A 22,134-nucleotide genomic window follows, 5' to 3' on the forward strand; every position below is an offset into this window, starting at 1 on the left:
CTAGGCCTCCTCGGTGGTGGTGCTGGTGACGACGTCTTGGAAAAGCTCGGTAAGGTCAGGGACCTTGAGGCCGAAGGAGTGGACGGGGCCAGCGGCCATGGCAGCGCGCAAGATGGCTTGGTCATCGGTGCCATCATCGGCCTCGAGCACCACGCCCTGGTCAGTTGCCTCAACCAAGTGAGTGCCCTCCGGGTACCAACCGCGAGCAGGGGTTTCCACCGCATAGCGCGAGGCGCCTTGGGTGCGCAGCTCATCTACCGTGCCTTCTGCCACCATGCGGCCTTGCGTGACGATGCCCACGTGATCGCACAGGCGCTGCACCAAGTCCAGTTGGTGGGAGGAAAAGATGACCGGCACACCGCGGGCGGCGCGCTCGCGCAGCATGTCAGACATGACATTGACCGCAACGGGGTCCAAGCCGGAAAAGGGCTCATCCAGAATCAACATATCGGGGTCATGGATGAGGGAGGCGGCTAGCTGCACTCGCTGCTGGTTGCCCAAGGACAAGTCATCGAGCTTGTCGTCCTGGCGCTCTCCCAGCCCTAGCTGTTCCAGCAGCTCCGAGCCGGATTTCTGGGCGGCCTGCTTGTTCATGCCGTGCAGGGTGCCCAGGAACGTCAGCTGGCTAAGCAGCGGTTCCTTGCCGTAGAGCCCGCGCTCTTCTGGCATATAGCCAATGCGGCGGCGGTTATCGTCATTAATGGGGGAGCCATCGAAATAAACTTCGCCGGAGTCTTTCGCGAGCACGCCCAGTGCGATGCGCATGGTGGTGGACTTGCCCGCCCCATTGGAACCGACGAAGCCGAAGATTTCGCCCTCCTGCACGCTAAAGGTCATATCCCGCAGCGCGCGGACGCTGCCGAAAGATTTATTGAGATGGTCGATTTCTAAGGTGGGCAAGGGGTATCCTCCATGGCGCGCCTATACTGCATAACTTTCGTGGTTCTAGATACCTTAGTATTTCATAAACCTAACAGTTTGGCTATGGAATCCATTGAAAGCCAGGTTGCATGGGTCAAGCCCCCACCGAGTAGGTAGGAATAGAAAGTGCTCTCCACGTGCTGTAGCGTTTAAAACAAGCAGGAAGGAGGTGCACAATGAAGCAATACACTGCTCATCAAATCGCAGAATGGCTCGTAGCTTGGGCTGAAGAAACCGAAGAAGCCGAGCTCACACCGCTGAAAATTCAAAAGCTTCTTTACTACGCAAAGGGCCTTTACATGCGAGCCTCCGGAGGGGTGCCGCTCTTCAATGAACGGATGGAAGCATGGGCCCACGGACCTGTCGTTGTAGACATCTACCGCGAACTTAAAAAGTACGGTAAGAGCCCGATCGACCCCGATACTTTTATTTCTGATGACTTCAATTGGGATGATTATCGGCCTGTAGAAGATACCCTGATTGACGTATGGAATAAGTATGGCCCCTATTCGGCGTGGGCTTTACGTAATAAAACCCACACGGAGTCACCTTGGAAGAAAAACTTCGTTGAAGAAAAACGGGGGCTTGAGATTTCTGATGCCGACCTCAAAGAATACTTCAACTAGGTATGGCAAAGAAGAGTAAGAGACGTGGCACGCGCCCGGTTTCGAAGAATCACAGTGGTGCAGATACAGGCGTCTTGAGCGCCATACGAGCGGCATCGAACGAATACCCGCTCCTGTCCACTAGGTTTCTGCAGAGCGGATGGGGATTCGGGCAAATGACCGATAGGATGCGCCGCGAGTTCCTCGACAAATGGCACAAACGCTCACTAATTTCTTGGAGAGATCTCGTTAATCACCACAGGCACGGGCTCGGCTCGGAATTTATCCCAAAAACGAAATCAAAGCTCAAATCCCTAGGCAGTTCCAAGAGCTAACCAAATTCCGCGTGTTCCGGCACCAAGAGAACCTTCCATTCGTTGGCTGGAAAGACGGTGGAATTTTCTACGTTCTATGGATAGAGACTAAGTATGGGGATCTTTACTCACATTAAAGCGGGGCCCGCGACACCTGCCACGCGCTGGCCCTAGCCCCGTCTCACAATTTTCGCTCGGCGTTTGTGTCCGTGATTCGCAGGCTTATTTTTTCCATACTTTCTTGTAGGTGGCACAGCCAAGTACAACCACCGCCATACCTGTGAGAATGGTGCTGGAGGTAGTGAACCCGTTGATGACGTTGATGATCAAAGATATGGCTAGTAGGGCTAGGGCGATGAAGTAGAGAGTTCGTGTGGTCATGGGTTTATCCTTCCGTTTAGAATTGGAGGGGTAGCCCGGAGGTTCAGGATGGTAAGGGCTTCCTGAACCTCCGGTGGCTACTTAATCCGCAAACGGGGCGTATATTGAAACCCTCTCGCTGGAAAAAGCGAGAGGGCTAAAAATTTTGTGTCCCCGACAGGGATCGAACCTGCGACCTTCGGTACCGGAAACCGATGCTCTAATCCGCTGAGCTACGGAGACATCGCTGGGAAAATTCCCAACGATGTGATTCTAGCGCATCGGCCGCCGCGGAACTAAATCAGGCCCGGTGCGTCAGCGGTGGTTACCTCACCGGTGCGTAGATAGTGCACGCCAATCTCATCGACGGCCTTATTACCCAGCGCAAAGTGTCCGTGGCCGGGACCGTGGACGGTGACGACCCGCGATTGCATGGGCTGGGAGAGGGCCTCATGGTACTGGTACGGGGTCTGCGGATCGCCCGTGCCTTGGATTTGCAGGGGCTTGGTGGCAAGGTGCGAGCCATCGAGTGGTGCCCCGCCGGTAACGGGTCCGCGGCCGCCACACCCGGCGCCAGATCCATACATGGAATTAACCAAGGAGAAAATATCGCCGGTGACGAAGTTGGACCACAGGTAGGTGGGGAAGAGCCACGGGTTACCGGCGACGGTGTTCTCGTTGCAGACGATGAGGTTTTGCATATTCATCATCTGGATTGTTTGCTGTTGCACCGCGCGGGCAAGCTCCGGATCATCGACGACTTCGAGGGGCTTGCTGCCGTTTAAGTACTTGGCAAACTCATCCCAGTGCGCGGGCATGGGAACTACCTCGCGGGTCTTGCCTAAGGTGATTGAGGCCCTCTGATCTGCTTGTGGGTTAAGAGCCTTGTTGGCGAGGAATTCCGCCTGTACGCGCAGCTCACCCGTGGCGGTCATGATGTCCGCGCCCGGTTGGCCGGCGAACTCGAGCCCTGGGGGAAGGTCACCGATTTTCGCATCCGGTGGCAATACGGTGGGGCGGGCACCGGCTTCCATGGCGACTTTCTGCGACCACTTTTCATAGACCTGGAGTGGGGTAGTGCCCAAATGATAGGTGGCGTCATTATCCGCGATGAACTGGAACAGATCGTGCAGCGCATTCTCATATCCCTGTTGCTGTGAGGCGAAGATGCCGTTCCATGCCAGCTGCGGGCTCATGCCGGAATCAAGCAGCACCTTGCCGGTGTGCTGCGGATACTTGGTGGCATAAGCCGAGCCAAGGTAAGTGCCGTAGGAAACGCCGGCGATGTCAATGACGTCCTCACCCAGCGCTTGGCGCACCATTTCCCAGTCTTGGGCGGTATTGGCGGTGGTCAAAGAGTTGGTATAGCCAGGGGTATTCTGCTCGCAGGCATCGCGGGTGGCCTTGCCGATCTGCGTAGTGGCCTCGATGGGATTGAAGTTCGGGGTGGTAGCGCAGTCCACCGGGGTGGAACCAGGCAGGCCGCGCGGCTGGACGCCGATCAGATCCCACTCGTTGCGAATTTCCTCGGGCCATTCGACGGCATCGTTTCCAGCCCAAGAATAAGTGTCACCGCCTGGGCCGCCTGGGTTGGTAAACAGCGCGCCGCGCCGCGCATCTGGTTGTGCCGCGGGCACGCGAACGAAACCGACGCTAATGGTGCCGGCCGTGGGATTATCGTAGTAGGTAGGCACCTCTATCCGGCCGCACTCGGCGCCATTGAGGTTGACCTGTTCGGGGCAATCCTCCCAAGTGATGTCCGGCTCCGCCGCCGCGGCGGTGGGGGCTGCCACGCCCAGTGCGAGGGCGCTGGCGCACACTACGGTTGAAATTTTTCTAGAAAAAGAAAGCATAAGCTAAAGCTCCGACTTCTATAGCGTTCGTCAGAGTCAGCTTATGCTTTTTTCAGGTTCGTGGCAGTGATTTCCACGCGGCGGGTGCCCTAACTCGGCACCCTAACCACGCTACTTCACAATAATCACAATGAGATCGCGCGGGCCGTGCACGCCCTCGACGCGCGAAAGCTCGATATCGGAGGTCGCGGAAGGACCAGAAATCCACGTTGCGGGCTTGTCGGGGTCCATCCGGGAGATGACCTCGGGGATGCCGTAGACGATTTCGTCGCGGCGGACGATGCAGATGTGGCGGTCCGGTACTAGCGTCAGTGCGCGGCGGCCGCAACGGGAATCGGACTGCAATACGATGGTGCCGGTCTGTGCGGAAGACACGAGGGACTCGGTGACGACGGCGTCGGCATCGTCAAGCTCGCGCGGGTCCGCGTCCTCGTCGTCCGGACGCGCCTGAAGGCCGTCAAAAAGATCGGCATTCATACCTGGGGCGTAGCGGATGTCGGTGCATTTGCGGTCGGCGACGATGGTATCCAGCGTCTTTTTAAGATCGCTTTCCTCCGTGACGTGTACTTCCGCCTTGTAATCCTCAAGGCGATCGACCAGCATCTCGCGCAGCTCGTCATCGTTTAGCGTGCCTTTGCGCTGATATTCGCGCGGCACATCGACGTGATCTGCAAGCCCAGCCTGCTTCTGTGCCGAGCGAATGCGGTTTAGGATGTCTTGCTTTGCGCTCACTTGGTGGCCTCCTTACGGGCATTAGCCAGCAGCTCTTTGCCTTCTTCGGAGTCGAACCATTGGCGGAAGGATTTCTTCGGTGGAATCGCGGTATCGCGGCCATCGGACCAACCGGACATAAACAGCGGCAGCGATTCGATGGTGCCGTTGAATCCACCCATCACGCGGCCAAGTGCGACGAGGTGGGTGACCTTATCCCACATTTTGGGGTTATCCCAGAGCAGCTGCACCGTCTTGAAGAGCTTCGGCTCGATCGGAGAGGCAGCGTGGGTGACCTTTTGATGGCGGTTTTCCACGATGACATCAGAAAGCGGAATCTTCACCGGGCACACGTCATCGCAGCGCCCGCACAGCGAGCAGGCATACGGCAGGCTTGCCGATGGATCGTTGTGGTCTTTCATGCCGGTAAGCTGCGGCGTCAGCGAGATACCGATGGGGCCCGGGTACACGGAGCCGTAGGCGTGTCCGCCGGCGCGCTCGTACACGGGGCAGACGTTCAGGCAGGCCGAGCAACGGATGCACTTCAGCGCCTGGTGGCCAATAGGCGAGGACAGCGCAGCGGTGCGTCCATTATCCAGCAGAACGATGTGGAAGTTCTGCGGGCCATCGCCCTCCGTCACACCGGACCACATGGAGGTATAGGGGTTCATGCGCTCCGCGGTGGAGGAACGGGGAAGCAGCTGCAGGAAGACTTCCAGGTCCTGGAAGGTAGGCACGAGCTTTTCGATGCCCATGACGGTAATCAGCGTTTCCGGCAGCGTCAGGCACATGCGGCCATTGCCCTCAGATTCCACGACGTTTACGGTACCGGTCTCGGCCACGCCGAAGTTGGCGCCGGAAATGGCGACCTTGGCCTTCATGAACTGCTGGCGCAGGAACTTACGGGATGCCTCGGCCAATTCGGCGGGCTCAGCCTTTAGCGAGTCATCCGTATTGGGCATCTTATTGACAAAGATATCGCGTATCTCCGCGCGGTTGCGGTGGATTGCGGGCACCAAAATGTGCGATGGTTTATCGTCACCAAGCTGGACGATGAGCTCTGCCAAGTCGGTTTCCTGGGCGTGAATTCCGGCTTCTTCGAGGTGCTCGTTTAAGCCGATTTCCTGGGTAGCCATGGATTTCACCTTGACCACATCGGTCTCGCCCGTTTCACGGATGAGCCCTTCAATGATCTTGTTGGCTTCCTTGGCGTCGCGTGCCCAGTGGACGATGCCGCCGCGGTCAGACACGGCCTTTTCAAACTGCTCGAGCAGTTCCGGCATGCGGGCAGCGACGTCCTCTTTGAGGGCAGAACCGGCGTTGCGGAGCTGCTGCCAGTCATCTACTTCCTGCACGGTGTTGGCGCGCTTTTGGCGGATGGTGGTGGTCGCGTGCTGCAGGTTGTGGCGCTGGGTAGCATTATTCAGCCCCACGTGCGCGAGCGGGACGAAGGCCTTGCTACCGCGCAGGTTGCCGTAGCCTTCAGGGGCGCGTGGTGGGGTGGTATCGAGGAAAGAGGTCATTAGAGCATCGTCTCCTTGGAGTAAGCGGCGGAGTCAGGCTGCCACGGGTGTTCCTTCGTGGAGGCCAAAATCTCTGCCATGTGCAGGGCGCGAATGCCGGAGCGCTGGCGGTGCAGGGCGCCGCCGATATTCATCAGGCAGGAGGAGTCACCGGCGGTCACGTACTCGGCCTTGGTGTCTTTAATGTGGCGAGTCTTATCGGAGACCATGGCCTGGGAGACCTCCGGATTCTTCAGTGCGAAGGTGCCGCCGAAGCCGCAGCATTCCTCGCTATTGGCCAGCGGTGCCAAGTCGATGCCCTCGACTTCTTGCAAAAGCTTGTAGGGGCGGTCTTCTAGCTTAAGGAAGCGCAGGCCGTGGCAAGCGGAGTGGTAGGTCACGCGGTGCGGGAAGAAAGCGCCGACGTTGGTCACGCCCTCAATATCGACCAAAAATTCTGTGAGGTCGTAGGTCTTTCCCGCGGTCTTCTGCGCGCCATCCACATCGGCCGAAGTACCGTAGCGGTCGGCGATGCTCTCGTGGCGGTCGCGAACTGCTGCCACGCAGGAACCGGAGGCGGCCACGACGTAGTCAATGGAAGGATCCGCGAAGGCATCCGCATAAGAGCGGATCATCCCCAGAGTTTCCTTCTGGTAGCCGGTGTTGATGTGCATCTGGCCGCAGCAGGTTTGCTCTTCCGGAAGGACCACTTCGTGACCTAACCGGGAAAGGACCAATGCCGTCGCCTTTTGGACGTCCGGGAACAGGGTGTCACCAATGCAAGTAGAAAAAAGCGCAATGCGCATACGGTGCTCCTTATTAGTTTTTTAAGTCATGGAGGTGTAATTAACCCTACACATTCACCAGGTGAATCGTAGGGTGTATCACCTTGTTATCAGCATATATTTTGTAATATATATCGCAATATAGGTTTGCCTAAGAGGTCTATCAAACGGCCAATTTCGGCCCTCGGAAAAGTTAGCCAGTGCTTCTTTTCGCACGTGTCGGGGCAGTGAACTAGACTCTTGCCACATGACTCCAGCTGATTTGGCCACCTTAGTTAAAGAATCCGCCACCGCGGTCATGGCAGAACATGACCTAGACGCGTCCGTATTGCCGGACACTGCGACGGTTGAGCGCCCCCGCAACCCAGAACACGGTGACTATGCCACCAACCTTGCTTTGCAGGTGGCCAAGAAAGCCGGCGCTAACCCGCGCGAATTTGGCGGCTGGCTAGCGGAAAAATTGGCCGAGCACGATGCGATTGCAGAGGCCGATATTGCCGGCCCTGGCTTTATTAATATCCGACTGGCCGCCGCTGCCCAGGGCGAGATCGTCGCTCAGATTCTGCAGGCCGGCGCGGACTACGGTTCCAATGATTCCTTTGCGGGCAAGAAAATTAACCTGGAATTCGTATCCGCCAACCCCACCGGCCCGATTCACCTGGGTGGTACGCGGTGGGCCGCCGTCGGCGATTCGCTGGGCAGGGTGCTCACTGCTTCCGGCGCAGAGGTCACCCGCGAGTACTACTTCAACGATCACGGCGGCCAGATCGACCGCTTCTCGCGCTCCCTGGTTGCCGCAGCTAAAGGCGAGCCCACGCCGGAGGACGGCTACGGCGGAGATTATATCCACGACATCGCAAGCGCGGTGGTGGAAAAGAATCCAAGCGCGCTCGAGGGCGATGCCGCGCAGGTGCAAGAAGCCTTCCGCGCCGATGGCGTGGAGATGATGTTTGCGCAGATTAAGCAATCCCTGCACGAATTTGGAGTGGACTTTGATGTCTACTTCCACGAAAACTCGCTCTTTGAATCTGGCGCAGTAGATAAGGCGCTTGAGACCCTGAAGTCTGAAGGCCACCTTTATGAGGCGGACAACGCGTGGTGGCTAAAGTCCACCGATTATGGCGATTCTAAGGATCGCGTCGTGGTGAAATCAGACGGCAATGCGGCCTATATCGCCGGCGATATCGCCTATGTGGCCGATAAATTCGACCGCGGTCACGATCTCAATATCTACATGTTGGGCGCTGACCACCACGGTTATGTACCGCGCTTGAAGGCGGCAGCAGCCGCCCTGGGCTATGACGCCGATGGCGTCGAGGTGCTCATTGGCCAGATGGTCAACCTGCTGCGCGATGGCAAGCCGGTGCGCATGTCCAAGCGTGCGGGCACCGTGATCACCATTGAGGATTTGGTCGCCGCCATCGGTATCGATGCATCGCGGTATTCGCTGGTGCGCTCGTCCGCGGATCAGTCCATCGATATCGACCTGGGCCTGTGGGAGTCGCAGTCTTCGGATAATCCGGTCTACTACGTGCAATACGGGCACGCCCGGTTGTGCTCGATTGGGCGCAAGGCCGCCGAGCTAGGAGTGAGCTCCGAGGGTGCGGACCTCTCCCTGCTGCAGCATGAGCGCGAAGGCGACCTCATCCGCACCCTGGGTGAGTTCCCTGCCGTAGTGGCAGATGCCGCGGAACTGCGCGAGCCGCACCGAGTGGCGCGCTATGCCGAAGAGTTGGCTGGCGTATTCCACCGTTTCTACGACACCTGCCAGGTATTGCCCAAGGCAGGGGAGGAAGAGCAGCCCATTCACAGCGCACGCCTCGCATTGGCGGAAGCCTCCCGCGTCGTCCTGTCCAATGCATTGACCATGGTTGGCGTGAGCTCACCGGAGAAGATGTAAATGACTGATTTCAATGAGCTTCCCGCCCACGTGTGGCCGCGGAATGCGAGCCGCCAAGAAGACGGCGTCGTCACCGTGGCTGAGGTGCCTTTGCCGGATTTGGCAGAGGAATTCCAGACCCCGCTCTACGTCTTCGATGAAGATGACTTCCGCTCGCGCTGCCAAGACATGGCGCGTGCCTTCGGCGGGCCGGATCACGTGCACTATGCCTCCAAAGCGTTTATTTCCAAAAAGGTCGTGCAGTGGGTCAACGAAGAGGGCCTGTGTCTCGATGCCGCCGCGCTCAATGAGCTAAAGATTGCTCTCGCCGCCGAGTTCCCAGCCGCGCGCATTACTGCGCACGGCAATAATAAGGACGAGGAATACCTGCGCCTGTGCGTGGATGCAGGCGTGGGCCACGTGGTCATTGATAATGAGCAGGAGCTCGAAGAGCTCAACCGCATCGCCGGCGAGGCTGGCGTGGTGCAGCCGGTAATGATTCGCGTTAAGCCGGGTGTGGATGCGCATACGCACGAGTTCGTTGCTACCTCGCACGAGGACCAGAAATTCGGAATTTCCTTGGCCACGGGCGCGGCTTTTGCCGCCGCGAAGCGCTGCCTTGAGGTAGATAACCTTCACTTGAGTGGCTTGCACTGCCACGTGGGTTCTCAGGTTTTCAACGCCGAGGGGTTCAAGCTCGCCGCCGAGCGCGTGCTGGAGCTCTACCGCCAAATCCACACCGAGCTGGGCGTTGACCTAGCCGAGCTGGACTTGGGCGGCGGTTTTGGTATTCCGTATATGCCCTATGAGGAAGCGCTGGATATTGACCGCGTGGCAAAGGACATGCTGCGCGCCGTGGACCAGACCGCGGAAGATCTCGATATTAAGGCGCCGTTCCTCCTCGTGGAGCCGGGGCGTTCCTTGGTAGCGGGTTCTGCCGTGACCGTCTACCGCGTGGGTACGGTCAAGGACGTGGAAACCGGCAAGGCCGATTTGCCGGTGCGCCGTTATATCTCCATCGATGGGGGAATGTCCGATAATATTCGCCCCGCGCTCTATGGTTCTGAATACGATGTGCGCCTGGTGAACCGCTTTAGTGACGGCGAAATGGTGCCCTCGCGCATCGTGGGCTTCCACTGCGAATCCGGCGATATCTTGTTAGAAGAAGGCGAATTGCCCAATGACATCCAGCCGGGAGATTTGCTCGCCTTCGCGGCCACCGGCGGGTATCAGTACATGATGTCTTCTCGGTATAACGGCGCGGTGCGCCCGGCTGTGGTGGCAACGCGCGTGGGAAATACCAAGCCCATGTTGCGGCGCGAAACTATCGAGGACCTCTTGTCCTTGGAAGTGGATTAAGCCCAGTACTACCCCCGTAACGCAGGGACCGCATTCGGCCCGTGCGGCGGGGGTTTTCTGTAGCTGAACGAATATTATCCCCCGCATGTCGCAATATAGACAGCTCGTTCTGTATAGTGTCCTGTAGCCGCGTAAAGCGGGGGACATTTTCCACCACTAAATCGACATGGAGACGGACTATGGATGCTTCAAACAGTCAGCTACAGCTACATTCGCGTACCGGCAAGGGCGAAGGCGAAACCGTTGGCATTGCGCTGCTTGGATTCGGCACCGTGGGAGCGGAAGTTTTCCGCCTCTTAGATGAGAATGCGGATGCCTTTGCTCATCGCATCGGTGGGCCGGCAGAGATCCGCGGCATCGCTATCCAGAATAAGAACAAGCTGCGCCCGGGCGTGCCCAGCGAGTTGCTGACTGATGATGCCAAGGCCCTGATCTCCCGCGATGATATTGACTTGGTGGTGGAGGTCATCGGCGGGATCGATTTCCCGCGCGAGCTGGTTTTGACCGCGCTTAATTCCGGCAAGTCCGTGGTGACGGCGAATAAGGCGCTGGTTGCCGCGCACGCTGATGAATTGGCCGAGGCTGCGGAACGCTCCGGGGTTGACCTCTACTTTGAAGCGGCCGTGGCTGCCGCCATTCCGGTTGTGGGCATGCTGCGCCGCTCTTTGGCTGGCGACCAGATCGAGCGCATCTCCGGCATCGTCAATGGCACGACCAACTACATCCTGGACGCCATGGAATCCACCGGTGCTTCCTATGATGAGGCCTTAGCGGAAGCCACCCGCTTGGGCTACGCCGAGGCGGATCCCACCGCGGACGTAGAGGGCCACGATGCCGCATCGAAGGCCGCCATCATGGCCTCCATCGGCTTCCACACCCGCGTGAAGTTCGAGGACGTGCACTGCGAGGGCATTACCGATATCACCGCAGACGATATCGCCGCGGCAAACGATGCCGGCTATTCCATCAAGCTGCTGGCCATTTGTGAGCGCCTGCGCCGCGAGGACGGATCCGAAGTGGTCAACGCGCGTGTGCACCCGACCTTGGTGGCCAAGGAGCACCCGCTGGCTACCGTCAGCGAGTCCTATAACGCCATTTTCGTCGAGGCAGAGGCAGCCGGCTCGCTCATGTTTTACGGCAATGGTGCCGGCGGCAACCCTACCGCTTCGGCCGTGCTTGGCGATGTCGTCGGTGCCGCCCGCAATATCGTCCACGGCGGCCGCGCGCCTGGCGAGAATACCTACGCCAACCTGCCGATTGCGGACTTCGGCGAGGTCGATACCCGCTTCCACATTGATATGGAGGTCCAAGACCGCGCCGGCGTTTTGGAAGCCATTTCCGCGCTTTTCGCACAGCATGGGGTATCCCTGCGCACCGTGCGCCAAGAAGACGGCGAGGACACCGCGCGCCTTATCGTGGTTACCCACGCAGCCAAGGAAGCAACTCTGGAAAACATCGTCTCCGCCTTGGGCGAGCTCGATGAGGTCAAAACCGTTCACTCGGTCATCCGCCTGGGCAGCTAAAACGGTTCGATATATTAGTCACCATGAGCATCGAAGTTGAAGTCGGCACCAAAGCGATAGTCACCGTCCCCGCCTCCACGGCGAATTTGGGGCCGGGATATGACACCCTGGGCATGTCACTGAGCATGTACGACACCGCCGAGGTGGAGGTCATTCCCTCCGGCCTCGAGGTGGAGATTTTTGGCGAGGGGGCAGATGACCTTCCGCGCGATGGATCGCACCTGATGGTCAAGGCCATCCGGTCCGCACTATCTGCTGCCGAAGCTACGGTGCCAGGGCTGCGCGTGGTCTCGCATAATACGATTCCCCAATCGCGCGGTCTGGGTTCTTCGGCGTCTACAGCGGTCGCCGGCGTTGCCGCGGGCAATGCCTTGGCGGGCAGCCCGCTGACCCAAGATCAGCTCGTGCAATTGTCCTCGGCGTTTGAGGGCCACCCGGATAATGCCGCGGCCTCGGTACTGGGCAGCGCCGTGGTCTCGTGGACGACGGTGCCCGTCGATGGCCGCTCCTTGCCGGAATACAAGGCCGCTACCATCAACGTGCATCCCGATATCCGGGCCACCGCGCTGGTGCCGGATTCCCATGCCTCCACCCAGGCGGTGCGCCGCGTCCTGCCCTCGCATGTGACGCATTCCGATGCCGCCTTTAACGTCTCCCGCACCGCAGTCCAGGTAGCCGCATTGCAGAACTACCCAGAGCTTTTGTGGGAAGGCACCCGCGACCGCTTGCACCAGCCGTATCGCGCCGACGTGCTTCCCGTGACCGCGGAGTGGGTGAACCGCCTGCGCAACCGCGGGTACGCCGCCTATCTTTCCGGGGCGGGGCCGACGGTGATGGTGCTGCACACGGAGGACATCGACGAGAGCATTCTTGATGATGCCCGCGAGCAGGGCCTGCGCGTCTTCGATCTCAAGGTCGCGGGCCCGGTCCGCGTGGAAGTTACACAGGCTTAATCTCGATTTGGCACACTTCGGGGCGCTGCATCGGCGTTAAGGCGATGTCCGTGTCCGTACCGCTGGCTTCTTGCAAAAAGCCAGCGTGTATGGCACAGACAAAGGGGCTCGGGGTGGTTCCGGAGGAGACGAACGGGCAGGCATTCAACTCGATTTCGGAAGGATCCGCGCCCTGCGAGGGATCAAAACCCATATCGCGCAGGGTGGCAAAAAGGGTATCGAGCGCGCCGCTCTGGATATCCGCGCCCGTGGCGCGCGCCCACTGCCGCCCCAATTCCCGTGCCTGTGGGGAAGAGAAATCATCGAGCTCTTCCTTGCCCGCGAGCATGGAGGTCAGCACGCTAATGAGGCTGACGTATTCCTCTGCGATGGCACGGTTATCCGGCACGCGGGCCTGGTACACAAGGGAAGGGCGCCCGCGCCCAGAGCTGTGTTCTGGAACGGCGGTAATGGCGCCGACCTGAATGAGCTCATCGATGTGCCCGCGCGCGGTATTGACGTGCATGCCTAAATCTTTTGCTACCTCTGCAGCGCGCGCTCCCCGTGGATAATGCTGCAGCTGCGTGAGTACCTCGCGTTGCTTAGGCGATAGCTTGAGCGCTTCCGGGAAAAGATCGGAGCTGGGGCGGGGGAGCGAATTGGGCATGCGATTAACTTCGTATCTCTGAGTGCTGATGAGGGGCTTGATTAACAGAAATCTTATCTTTAGCCACGCTATAGGATACGGTATCGCCCGTATCAATACCTAAAGCCACCTGCCTGCTTACCGGCACGGTAATGGTGTGGCCGTCCATATTCAGGCTCAACCGGGCATCCGCCATGCTGGCTGCTTCCACCGCGATGACCTTGGTGGACCAGTGATTAACCCCGGTAGCCTCGTCGGACGTCAGGTGCACGTCGCTTGGCTTAAACGTGACCGCTGCCTTATCGCCGGCGCGGAGTTCGGCGGGCCCGCCGGTGACGGTAGTGTTTCCACAGGTAACGACGGTTTCGGCAGCGGTGGCCTCTGAAACGGTGCCTTCCACGCGGTTGAGCCCTGCAATATTAGCCACAAAGCCGGTGGGTGGGACATCGAGGAGGTCTGCGGCAGGTCCGTGGGCGGTGACGCGGCCGGAATTCATGACCACCATGTCATCGGCAAGCCCGGCAATATCCAACGCATTATGGGTCACCAGCAAGGTGGTGCGGTCATGGCGGGTAGCGCGCAGGAAGCGGCGCCACTTGCTGGCGGATTCCACGTCGATGGCCGCCAAGGGCTCATCCAAAATCAGGATGGTGGGCCGCGCGGCGAGCGCGCGGACGAGGGCCACTTGGGCGGCCTGGCCGCCGGAAAGGGCGGGCACGGGGACATCGTTAAGCTCACACAAGCCCGCCGCCTCCAGCAACTCCGTGGCGCGCTGCTTATCGCGGGTGACCATCGCAATGGCCTGGTTGGCGGTGGCCCGCGGCGGCAGGCCGGGGCGCTGGGTAAGCAGGACGATCTCATCTGGGTCGGCGGTAATCTCCGCGCCGGTCAGCCGCCCGGCGATGCGCCCCATGAGTGTGGTCTTGCCCGAGCCATTGGAACCGACGATGGCCGTGATCGCGCGCGGGGTAAATTCCGTGGTCTCTCCATCCGCCGTGACGTTTAGGGTGGGGGCCTTTTCTGGGGCCGTCAGGGCGCTGAGCTTCTCATAGTCCATGCTGTGTAGCTCGCGGGCCTGCGCTCGGTAGGAACGCTGGAGGAGAGAGGGAAGCCCGGCGAGGGCGAGGCAGAGGATAGCCATCGCAATGAGGATGGCGGAGAGCACATAGGCACCATCGGTATCGACCTCGCGCTCCAAGTAAATGCCGAGCGGCATCGTGCGGGTCACGCCCGGCTGGGAGCCCGCAAAGGTCAGCGTGGTACCGAACTCGCCAAGGGAGCGCGCAAACGCAAGGCCGGCGCCGGTGGCCAGGGCGGGGGCGATGGAGGGGATGGTGATTTTTCGCAGTACCTCCCAGCGGGAAAGTCCCACGCTGGCGGCAGAGGCCAAGATCTCTTGATCCAATTGGCGCAGGGCGGAATCGACCGCCACCACGACGAAGGGCAAGGCGACGAAGCACTGCGCGGCGATGACGCCGGGAAAAGCAAAAGCAAAATGGAAGTCTATGGCGTCAAGAAACGGGGCCAAGTAGCCCCTGCGGCCAATGGCTGCGGTAAGCGCGAGGCCGCCCACCACGGGCGGCATGGCCAGGGGCAAATAAATGAACAGGCGGATAACGCCGCTGCCTCGGCCGAGCTGTTGGACCCAAAAGGCAAGACCGGTCCCCAGCACCATCGCCAGCAGCATTGATTGGAATGCCGCGGTAAGGGACAGCTTGAGCATGTCCCAAATCTCCGGTTTGGCGAGGTATTCGCCGATGCGGTTCCACGGTACGCGCAGCCCCAGGGAGGCTACGGGAACGAGGATGACAACGACCGCGATGAGGCCGATAAGGCCGATAACGAGGGGAGATTTAAGGCGTATGGGCTGGGGAGGGGTCATTTATTAATCTGCTGGGTTAAAGCCGTACTCTTCCCAGGTCTTATCAAAGTCATCGGCCAACAGGTCGAGGACTTTTTGCGCCTCTTCTGGGTGCTCAGCCTCGGCGGAAACGGCTCCCAGGATCTGGTTGGCGAACTTATCAGCATCCGGGATCTCGATGACCTCTACGTCATCGCCAGCGGCTGCAGCGTCGGTGGAGTAGACCCAGCCGGCATTGGCCTCACCGGAGACAACCTTGCCCAAAACGTCAGCGACCTGCTGCTCCTGGGAGGCAGGCTTTACGTCCAGGTTGTTTTCTTCGATGATCTGGGAAGAGATATCGCCACATGGAACCTGTGGGTCACAGATGACGAAGCGGTCTTCGTTCTGCAGATCCTCGATGGAGTGGATATTGCCCGGGTTGCCCTTCGGTACAACCATCACCATGACGTTGGTGGCAAGCACCTTCGGGTCCTTGACGGTTCCGTCATTGATTGCCTTGTCCATGGTCTTCTTGGACGCGGTGAGCAGCAGGTCTGCAGGAGCGCCCTCGCTCAGCTTATTGACCAAGTCGGAAGAGCCGCCATTTTGGAACTCGAGGTCAACCGGGGTGTCGAACTCGGAAGCGCGCTTTTCCAGCTCATCGTTGATGACGCGGGTGGACGATGCAGCCAGCAAGTTCAAGCTGGTCTGCTCTGCATCGGAGGTGGTGGAGGTATCGGGAGAGCAGGCGGAGAGCGCCAGGCCGGTCGCAGCCACGGCGGCTGCGGCAAATTTCTTATTCATAGTGAATGCTCCGTGTTATGTAGACAACTATGTACGAGAGATAGAGTTATCACCACTTAGCCTATCGATTAGCACGGGAATACACTACGAAATTCGCGTGAACTTGATGTGATAGTCGTTTTCTTCTTCCTTGAGGTAAGACAGCTCAAATTCCTCCGCGCGCTCTTCCACTTCCTTGAGTAGAGGGAGTGGGTTGTGCGGGGCAATGAGGATCATGGCTTGGCCCACGTTCAGCGTGCCCAAAGCGCCGTGGATGGCGCCGTGGCGCACGGCGTGGGGGATTTCCGTGGCGTTGAGGGTGGGAATGGAGTGTTGCTGGGAGGAATCGGTGATGGGAAGTTCCATGGGGGAGAGTCATCCTTTCGGAGGTGGGGTGAGAGTTTTACCTTGCCACCAATATTAGTACGATTAAAGCCGTGATAAATAATAGGCTCGCGCACCGCTTCTTCTTCCTTGCTTGCGCCGGGCTGTCCTTGCTGCTTGGGCTCGCCGCCGGGGCATCCCTGCTCGGCGTGGGATTCTCACCGGCAGCTTCTCTGGCTGCGGATCATGGCCCCTTGATGGTCTTCGGCTTTGTCGGCGGCGCCATCGGGTTGGAGCGCGCCGTCGCCGTGCGCACGCGGTGGGCATGGATAGGCCCCATCTTCCACGTCGCCGGCTTCGTGGGCATCGTGGCGGGCCTGCCGCGGCAGGTTCCGGCTTTGTGTTTTGCCGCAGGCTTCATAGTGCTGGGGTTTATCTATGCCACCATCCACCGGCGCCAGCCCGCCTTGTCCATCATCGTGCAGGCCACCGGCGTCATCGGCGGGGTAGCGGCGGCCCTGCTGTGGGCCATGGAGCCGGCCTTTTCTACTGCGATGCCGCTGTGCGTGCTCTACGTGGTAGCGACGATCATCGGCGAGCGCATGGAGCTAGCCCGCATCACCATGGCCGGCACCCAGGCAGAAAAGCGCATTACCCTGTGGGTTTTGGGGCTGGCGGCGCTCAGCGTGGTCTATATGCTCTCCCCGGCAGTGGGCTATCGCGCCATGGGCGCGGCGCTTATCGGCGTTGCGGTTTCTACCGTGCGCGTGGATGTGGCGAAGAACCTGGTGCGCTCGCGCGGGCTGCCGCGCTATTCCGCCGCGTGCATGCTCGCCGGGTATTTCTGGCTGGCCCTCGGCGGATATTTCTGGTTGCTCTACGGGGAAAGCTCCGGCTTTGCCTACGATGCCTCCGTGCACGCCATCTTCTTGGGCTTTGTCATGTCCATGATTTTTGCCCATGCCCCCATCATCATTACCTCCGTCATCCGCCGCCACTTGCCCTACCATCCGGTGCTCTTCCTCCCCGTAGCGGTCCTGCACGGCGGGCTGGCGCTGCGCATTCTTGCCGATGTCGCCCGCCATACCGTCGCCTACCAGGTGGGCGGTCTGGTTACCATCGCCGCCGTCTTGGTTTTCCTCGCCTGCGGGATTAGTTTGTCGGTGAAGGAGGCCCACCGTGCACATTAATGACATCTCCCTGGCCGCCCGCAGCCGCTGGCACATCGTGACCGCTGCGCTTATCGGCGCGTGGGTGCTCATCGGCATCGGTATCAACGTGGCGGGTCACCTGGGTGCGCCCGTGGTGTGGTGGGATCTCATCCACCCGCTGACCATCGGCGCGCTGACCACGGCCATTATCGTATTTTCCACCCACTTCACCGAGGCGCTTACCCGCACCGCCAATAACGGTTACCGCGGCGTGGGCGCGCGCGTGGCGCTCATCCAGGTGGGCCTTATCCTGCTCATTATCGATCGCGCGGGGTATGACTGGGGCCTGCTTGCCGATGCCGCCTCCCTCCTCATCATCGCCGCCCTTGCCTGGCAGCTCGCCTTCACTTACACGCGTTTGCGCGGATCGCTTTCCGGGTCCTTCGCGGTCACGGTGCCGTTTTACGCGGCCGCGTCCATCTTCATGATCGCCTCCGTGGTGCTCGTGATCTTAAGCGGCAATGGCGTGGGCAACTATTCCTTTTTGGTGGCCGCCCATTCGCGCGGCATGGTGTGGGGATTTGCATGGCTGACCATCGTGGGCACCATCGTGACGCTGCTTCCCACCTTGTCCAGCACCGCGATTTCGCCCACCGCGCGCACCAGGTGCACGCGCGGGCTCATCGTCCACTGCGCCGGGCTGGCACTGACCATGGTCTGCGGCGCGGTGGGGTGGACGCGCGCGGCGGGCATCGCCCAGCTGCTCGTCGTGCTCGCCGCCATCATGATCATCCAACCGGTACTGGCCACCGTGCTGGGGCGCAACCCCCGGCTGACCACTGCATCGGTTTCCGTCATCGCGGGGCTGCTATGGATGGTGGCCCTGTGTGCCGGGGATGCCGTGGCCGCAGCGCTTGGTGCCTATCCGCGCGTCATCACGCTATTTTTGGTCCCGGCCTTCATCGGTGGTGGAGTCTTGCAAATGGTCACGGGCGTATTGCACCACCTCTTGCCCACGCTGGTGGGAGGCGGTTCTGCCAAGGTGCACCACGGCCGGGCTACCGCGGACCGCGCGGGTTTTGCCCGACTCGTCCTCATCAACCTCGGCGCCTTGCTGAGCCTTGTCAATGCCCTGGCTGCCGGGCTTATCCTCATGGGGATAGGCTTAGCATTAAACGTGCTTGCCGTGGGCCGCGCCGTTTACCAACAACAGAATCTGGAGAATTAAATGCTTAGTGTTTCTTCCCCACAGCCACAGGATAAGCCGCCGGAGTCCGGCAACTCCCAGTGGGCCTCGTGGCTGCTCATCGGTATCGCGCTTGCCGCGGTTATCGCGCTGGCCCTAGTCAATACCACCTCTAAGGACTCCCAGCCGTCGAGCTCTGTGGCCGAAGGCGAAACCCACACCATTGACGTGGAAGTCGATGGCATGGCCTTCGTCCCCAACCACGTTGACGTGGATCCCGGCACCCACTTGGTGGTTAACTTCACCAATACCGGCGACCAAGTCCACGATCTAAAGATTGGCGATGCCGAAACCGGCCGCGTCGATCCCGGCGATACCGTGCAGCTCGATGCCGGCGTCATCGACTCGAGCATCGAAGGCTACTGCACCATCGCCGGCCACCGCCTGCAGGGCATGACCTTTGACGTCAACGTGGGCGATTCCACGCCAAGTACCGGCGGGCACGATCATCACCATCACGCCGTGGCAGGCGCGTCCAACCCGCACGTTGATGTTCCCAGCGCCGCCGAACTCGGTGCCTCCCGCGAAGGTTTTAAAGCCCATGACGCCTCCCTCGCGCCAGCGGCCAATACCACCACGCATGAAGAAACCTGGTCTATGACCGAGGAAATCGTTGAGGTAGCCCCCGGCGTCAAGCAGATGCAATGGCTCTTTAACGGCCAAGCGCCCGGGCCGACGCTGCGCGGCAAGGTGGGCGATAAGTTCAAGATCACCATCAAGAACGAGGGCAGCATGGCCCATTCCATCGACTTCCACGCCGGTGAGGTCAGCCCGGATGAAAACATGAAGTCCATCCAGCCCGGGGAAGAACTGACCTACGAGTTCACCGCGAATCGCGCCGGCATTTGGATGTACCACTGCTCAACCGCTCCGATGTCCCTGCACATCGCCAACGGCATGGCCGGCAACGTCATTATCGATCCACCAGATCTCAAGGACGTAGATGCCGAGTACAACTTCATCGCCAACGATGTCTTCCTTGGCGAGGAAAAGACCGGCGCCGACGCCCAGCGCGTAGCCGATGGCGAGTTCGACCTCATGGCCTTTAATTACTACCCAAGCCAGTACGATGTCGATCCCATCAAGGCCAAGGTAGGCGATACCGTTCGCCTGTGGATCCTGAACGTCGGCCCCGATCAGCCGCTTAGCTTCCACGTGGTGGGCGAGCAATTCGATACTGCCTATAAGGAAGGCGCCTACCTCATCAAGGACGAGGATAAGACCGGCTCGCAGGCCTTCGACCTACTTCCCGCGCAAGGCGGGTTTGTGGAAATGACCTTCAACGAGCCCGGAACCTATTCCTTTGTCAACCACATCATGACCAACGCGGAAAAGGGACAGCACGGCAAGTTCGTCGTCACCGAATAAAGCGGCCTTAGTTTCCCGCCCCTAGCCCCGCACTTCGTCCCCTCGCCCTTCGCGCTCACCAGGGCACTGCAGAGAGGTAGATCCACCTCTCCCCGTGAGCGCGAAGGGCGGGTGGGTTCTTCGAGCGCTGCCTCTCCTTGGCGCTCACTGGGTGGAAGTATCTACGGGCGCACCGCCTTGCCGGTGAGCGCGAAGGGCGCGCGTGGGTTCTTCGATCGCAGCCTCCTCCCTTGGCGCTCACTGGGTGGTGATTTCACGGGCACACTGCTTTCCCGGTGAGCGTGAAGGGCGGTTGGAGGCGTGGGTGTGCATGGGCAGCGCCGGAGTAAATGCAGACATAAGGAAACCGCCGCGGGCCATCCAAATACTGGACAGCGCGCGGCGGTGAAGAGGGGGAGGAAACTACCTAGGCACCGTGGCCCGGGGTTTCTCCTTCCAATTGCTTCCGGTTGGAGCGGATAGGCTCCCACGCGGTATTGGAGCGCATCGGGGTGGTGCGCTCATCGCGGGAACGGTAGACCACGTAGGGGCGGGTGACGTAGCCGACCGGCGCCGAGAAGGCATGGACCAGGCGGGTAAAGGGCCACACGGCGATGATGGTGAAACCGCAGAGGACGTGGACCTTAAATTGCCACGGGGCACTGGCCATGAGATCGGGCTGGATGTTGAAGATCAACAGCTGGCGCAGCCACGGGGAAATGGTTTCGCGGTAGTCGTATCCACCGGTGCCGGCGAGGTCAAAAAGCTGCAGGGTAAAGGTGGCAAAAGAACCCGATACCAGCGCGAGGCCGAGCAGCGCGTACATCACCTTGTCCGAGGTAGAGGTGGACAAGAACACGGAGCGGTTCTTTAGCCTGCGGTACAGCAACCCGGCAAAGCCCAGCAGGACCGCCAGAGCGGCGATGGATCCTGGGATGGTGGCCAGGAGGTGGTAGGCGTGGTCGCTGATGCCAACGGCCTGGGTCCAGGACTTGGGGAATGCCAAGCCCATCAGGTGGCCAATGACCACGAAGACCATGCCCCAGTGGAAAAGCGGCGAGGATAAACGCAGCAGCTTGGATTCATAGATTTGGGAGGAGTGGGTGGTCCAGCCGAATTGGTCGGAACGCCAACGCCAGAAGATGCCCACGAAGAATGCCGCGATGGCTAACCACGGGAAGGCACCCCAGAGGAAGTTATCAAACATGATGTGGCTCCTAGACGAGGTCTGGTTGGGTAGTGGGGAAGGGAAGGTCTGCAATGCCGACCATCTCGGCGGGTGGGCCGGTGCGGATGAGATCGACGTACTTTTGCGCGGTATCAGAATCGACTTCTGGAAGGGCCTTGCACAGCGCGACGATCAAGCTGACATACGGCGAGCGCTCGTGGGCGAGGGCCGCGCGCAGCACCTCGATTCCTTCGCGGTAGCTGGCCACCAATTCAACGGCGCGCTCGTGGGTTTCCCCCTCGCTCATGGCGAGGGCTTCGAGGACGACGCAGAGGTGATCCGGTAGTTCTTCATCCGAAATTTCGAAGCCGAGCGACTCCAATTGCTGGCGGAAGGACAAAATAGCCATCCCGCGCTGGCGGGTATCGCCAACAGCAAAGTAGGACAGGTACAGCGCGCAGCGGCGGCGCTGGTCAAAGGTCTCGACGTAGTGCTCTTCCAAGCCGCGGGGGCCGATGCTGCGGGCCCATTCGGCGAAGTTGATGAAGTCGGTGGCAATGGCCAGCGGCAGGTCATCTACCTGGTCTTCGACCACTGAGAGGCGGTCAAAGATGTCTTCGCCGGGGTAATTAAGCAGCACGGACACGGCCATGGCGACGATTCGCCGCTGGTCTTCGGTGACCTCGACCGGCGTGACGAATTCGTTAGGGACCTGACCGGTGTGGGTGCGCAGCGTTTTTTCGACGTCCTTGGCACCGCCCATGGAACCGATGCCGGCGGGTGTTCCGAATCCTGCCACGGGGGCATCGCCACCCTGCTGGGCCGATTGCCGCTGCAGGGATTCCTGGCGTTTGCGGAGTTTATCGAAGATATTCACGGCTT

At 60.1% G+C, this 22,134-nt stretch carries 20 protein-coding genes and 1 tRNA gene; 8 read left to right on the top strand and 13 right to left on the bottom strand.

Going from position 1 to position 22,134, the window contains the following annotated elements; all coding sequences use genetic code 11:
* The gene (locus tag HMPREF1267_RS05320; RefSeq protein WP_023017765.1) at positions 1–900 is read right to left on the bottom strand and encodes an ABC transporter ATP-binding protein; all 900 of its coding nucleotides are present in this window, start codon (positions 898–900) and stop codon (positions 1–3) included.
* A gap of 197 nt (positions 901–1,097) precedes the next feature.
* Here HMPREF1267_RS05320 and HMPREF1267_RS05325 point away from each other — a divergent pair, with 197 nt between their 5' ends.
* Complete coding sequence (locus HMPREF1267_RS05325) at positions 1,098–1,547, top strand: Panacea domain-containing protein (protein WP_005282350.1); 450 nt, start codon at positions 1,098–1,100, stop codon at positions 1,545–1,547.
* Positions 1,548–2,062: 515 nt separating this feature from the next.
* Here HMPREF1267_RS05325 and HMPREF1267_RS13135 read toward each other — a convergent pair.
* The 6 genes from HMPREF1267_RS13135 to HMPREF1267_RS05355 form a co-directional block, all read right to left on the bottom strand.
* On the bottom strand, positions 2,063–2,221 hold the full coding sequence (locus tag HMPREF1267_RS13135) for a hypothetical protein (RefSeq protein WP_023017767.1): 159 nt from the start codon (positions 2,219–2,221) through the stop codon (positions 2,063–2,065).
* A 148-nt stretch (positions 2,222–2,369) separates the two neighbouring features.
* Positions 2,370–2,443: transfer RNA gene (locus tag HMPREF1267_RS05335), tRNA-Arg, on the bottom strand.
* Positions 2,444–2,496: 53 nt separating this feature from the next.
* Complete coding sequence (locus HMPREF1267_RS05340; protein WP_023028661.1) at positions 2,497–4,053, bottom strand: alpha/beta fold hydrolase; 1,557 nt, start codon at positions 4,051–4,053, stop codon at positions 2,497–2,499.
* Between the two features lie 111 nt (positions 4,054–4,164).
* The gene (locus HMPREF1267_RS05345; RefSeq protein WP_005282357.1) at positions 4,165–4,785 is read right to left on the bottom strand and encodes an LUD domain-containing protein; all 621 of its coding nucleotides are present in this window, start codon (positions 4,783–4,785) and stop codon (positions 4,165–4,167) included.
* Complete coding sequence (locus HMPREF1267_RS05350; protein ID WP_005282359.1) at positions 4,782–6,287, bottom strand: lactate utilization protein B; 1,506 nt, start codon at positions 6,285–6,287, stop codon at positions 4,782–4,784. Before HMPREF1267_RS05350 ends, HMPREF1267_RS05345 begins: the two co-directional genes overlap by 4 nt.
* Positions 6,287–7,072, bottom strand: a complete 786-nt coding sequence (locus tag HMPREF1267_RS05355; RefSeq protein WP_005280166.1) for a (Fe-S)-binding protein — start codon at positions 7,070–7,072, stop codon at positions 6,287–6,289. Before HMPREF1267_RS05355 ends, HMPREF1267_RS05350 begins: the two co-directional genes overlap by 1 nt.
* A 226-nt stretch (positions 7,073–7,298) precedes the next feature.
* Here HMPREF1267_RS05355 and argS point away from each other — a divergent pair, with 226 nt between their 5' ends.
* The 4 genes from argS to thrB all read left to right on the top strand — a co-directional run bounded on the left by argS (position 7,299) and on the right by thrB (position 12,765).
* Complete coding sequence (gene argS, locus HMPREF1267_RS05360; RefSeq protein ID WP_023028662.1) at positions 7,299–8,951, top strand: arginine--tRNA ligase; 1,653 nt, start codon at positions 7,299–7,301, stop codon at positions 8,949–8,951.
* Positions 8,952–10,289 (top strand): diaminopimelate decarboxylase, encoded by a 1,338-nt coding sequence (gene lysA, locus HMPREF1267_RS05365; RefSeq protein ID WP_023028663.1) that lies wholly within the window; start codon positions 8,952–8,954, stop codon positions 10,287–10,289.
* Positions 10,290–10,468: 179 nt separating this feature from the next.
* Positions 10,469–11,812 (top strand): homoserine dehydrogenase, encoded by a 1,344-nt coding sequence (locus HMPREF1267_RS05370; RefSeq protein ID WP_023017771.1) that lies wholly within the window; start codon positions 10,469–10,471, stop codon positions 11,810–11,812.
* A 23-nt stretch (positions 11,813–11,835) separates the two neighbouring features.
* Complete coding sequence (gene thrB / locus HMPREF1267_RS05375) at positions 11,836–12,765, top strand: homoserine kinase (protein ID WP_005280170.1); 930 nt, start codon at positions 11,836–11,838, stop codon at positions 12,763–12,765.
* Here the strand turns inward: thrB and HMPREF1267_RS05380 are convergent.
* From HMPREF1267_RS05380 to HMPREF1267_RS05395, 4 genes are all read right to left on the bottom strand, one after another.
* Positions 12,752–13,411, bottom strand: a complete 660-nt coding sequence (locus tag HMPREF1267_RS05380) for a metalloregulator ArsR/SmtB family transcription factor (protein WP_005280171.1) — start codon at positions 13,409–13,411, stop codon at positions 12,752–12,754. The two genes, thrB and HMPREF1267_RS05380, sit on opposite strands and share 14 nt — an antisense overlap.
* Before the next feature lie 4 nt (positions 13,412–13,415).
* The gene (locus HMPREF1267_RS05385; protein WP_005280172.1) at positions 13,416–15,272 is read right to left on the bottom strand and encodes an ATP-binding cassette domain-containing protein; all 1,857 of its coding nucleotides are present in this window, start codon (positions 15,270–15,272) and stop codon (positions 13,416–13,418) included.
* Between the two features lie 3 nt (positions 15,273–15,275).
* Complete coding sequence (gene modA, locus HMPREF1267_RS05390; RefSeq protein ID WP_005280173.1) at positions 15,276–16,037, bottom strand: molybdate ABC transporter substrate-binding protein; 762 nt, start codon at positions 16,035–16,037, stop codon at positions 15,276–15,278.
* A gap of 84 nt (positions 16,038–16,121) precedes the next feature.
* Positions 16,122–16,382, bottom strand: a complete 261-nt coding sequence (locus tag HMPREF1267_RS05395) for a DUF2249 domain-containing protein (RefSeq protein ID WP_005282371.1) — start codon at positions 16,380–16,382, stop codon at positions 16,122–16,124.
* A 71-nt stretch (positions 16,383–16,453) separates the two neighbouring features.
* Between HMPREF1267_RS05395 and HMPREF1267_RS05400 the strand changes: the two genes are divergently transcribed.
* Genes HMPREF1267_RS05400 through HMPREF1267_RS05410 form a run of 3 tightly spaced genes read left to right on the top strand, consistent with a single transcriptional unit; the run spans position 16,454 to position 20,105 of the window.
* Positions 16,454–17,530, top strand: a complete 1,077-nt coding sequence (locus HMPREF1267_RS05400; RefSeq protein WP_023028664.1) for a hypothetical protein — start codon at positions 16,454–16,456, stop codon at positions 17,528–17,530.
* Complete coding sequence (locus HMPREF1267_RS05405) at positions 17,520–18,719, top strand: hypothetical protein (protein WP_005282376.1); 1,200 nt, start codon at positions 17,520–17,522, stop codon at positions 18,717–18,719. Before HMPREF1267_RS05400 ends, HMPREF1267_RS05405 begins: the two co-directional genes overlap by 11 nt.
* Complete coding sequence (locus tag HMPREF1267_RS05410; RefSeq protein WP_023028665.1) at positions 18,720–20,105, top strand: multicopper oxidase domain-containing protein; 1,386 nt, start codon at positions 18,720–18,722, stop codon at positions 20,103–20,105.
* Positions 20,106–20,511: 406 nt separating this feature from the next.
* On the opposite strand, the gene narI is transcribed toward HMPREF1267_RS05410, so the two are convergent.
* Both narI and narJ read right to left on the bottom strand, forming a co-directional pair.
* Entirely contained in the window at positions 20,512–21,291 is a 780-nt protein-coding gene (gene narI, locus HMPREF1267_RS05415; protein ID WP_005280178.1) for a respiratory nitrate reductase subunit gamma, read from the bottom strand.
* Positions 21,292–21,301: 10 nt separating this feature from the next.
* Positions 21,302–22,129 carry a nitrate reductase molybdenum cofactor assembly chaperone gene (narJ, locus tag HMPREF1267_RS05420; RefSeq protein ID WP_023028666.1) on the bottom strand — a complete coding sequence of 276 codons (828 nt, stop codon included), beginning with the start codon at positions 22,127–22,129 and terminating at the stop codon, positions 21,302–21,304.
* Positions 22,130–22,134: the final 5 nt, after the last annotated feature.

The organism is Corynebacterium sp. KPL1824, from assembly GCF_000478095.1.
GTDB lineage: Bacteria > Actinomycetota > Actinomycetes > Mycobacteriales > Mycobacteriaceae > Corynebacterium > Corynebacterium accolens.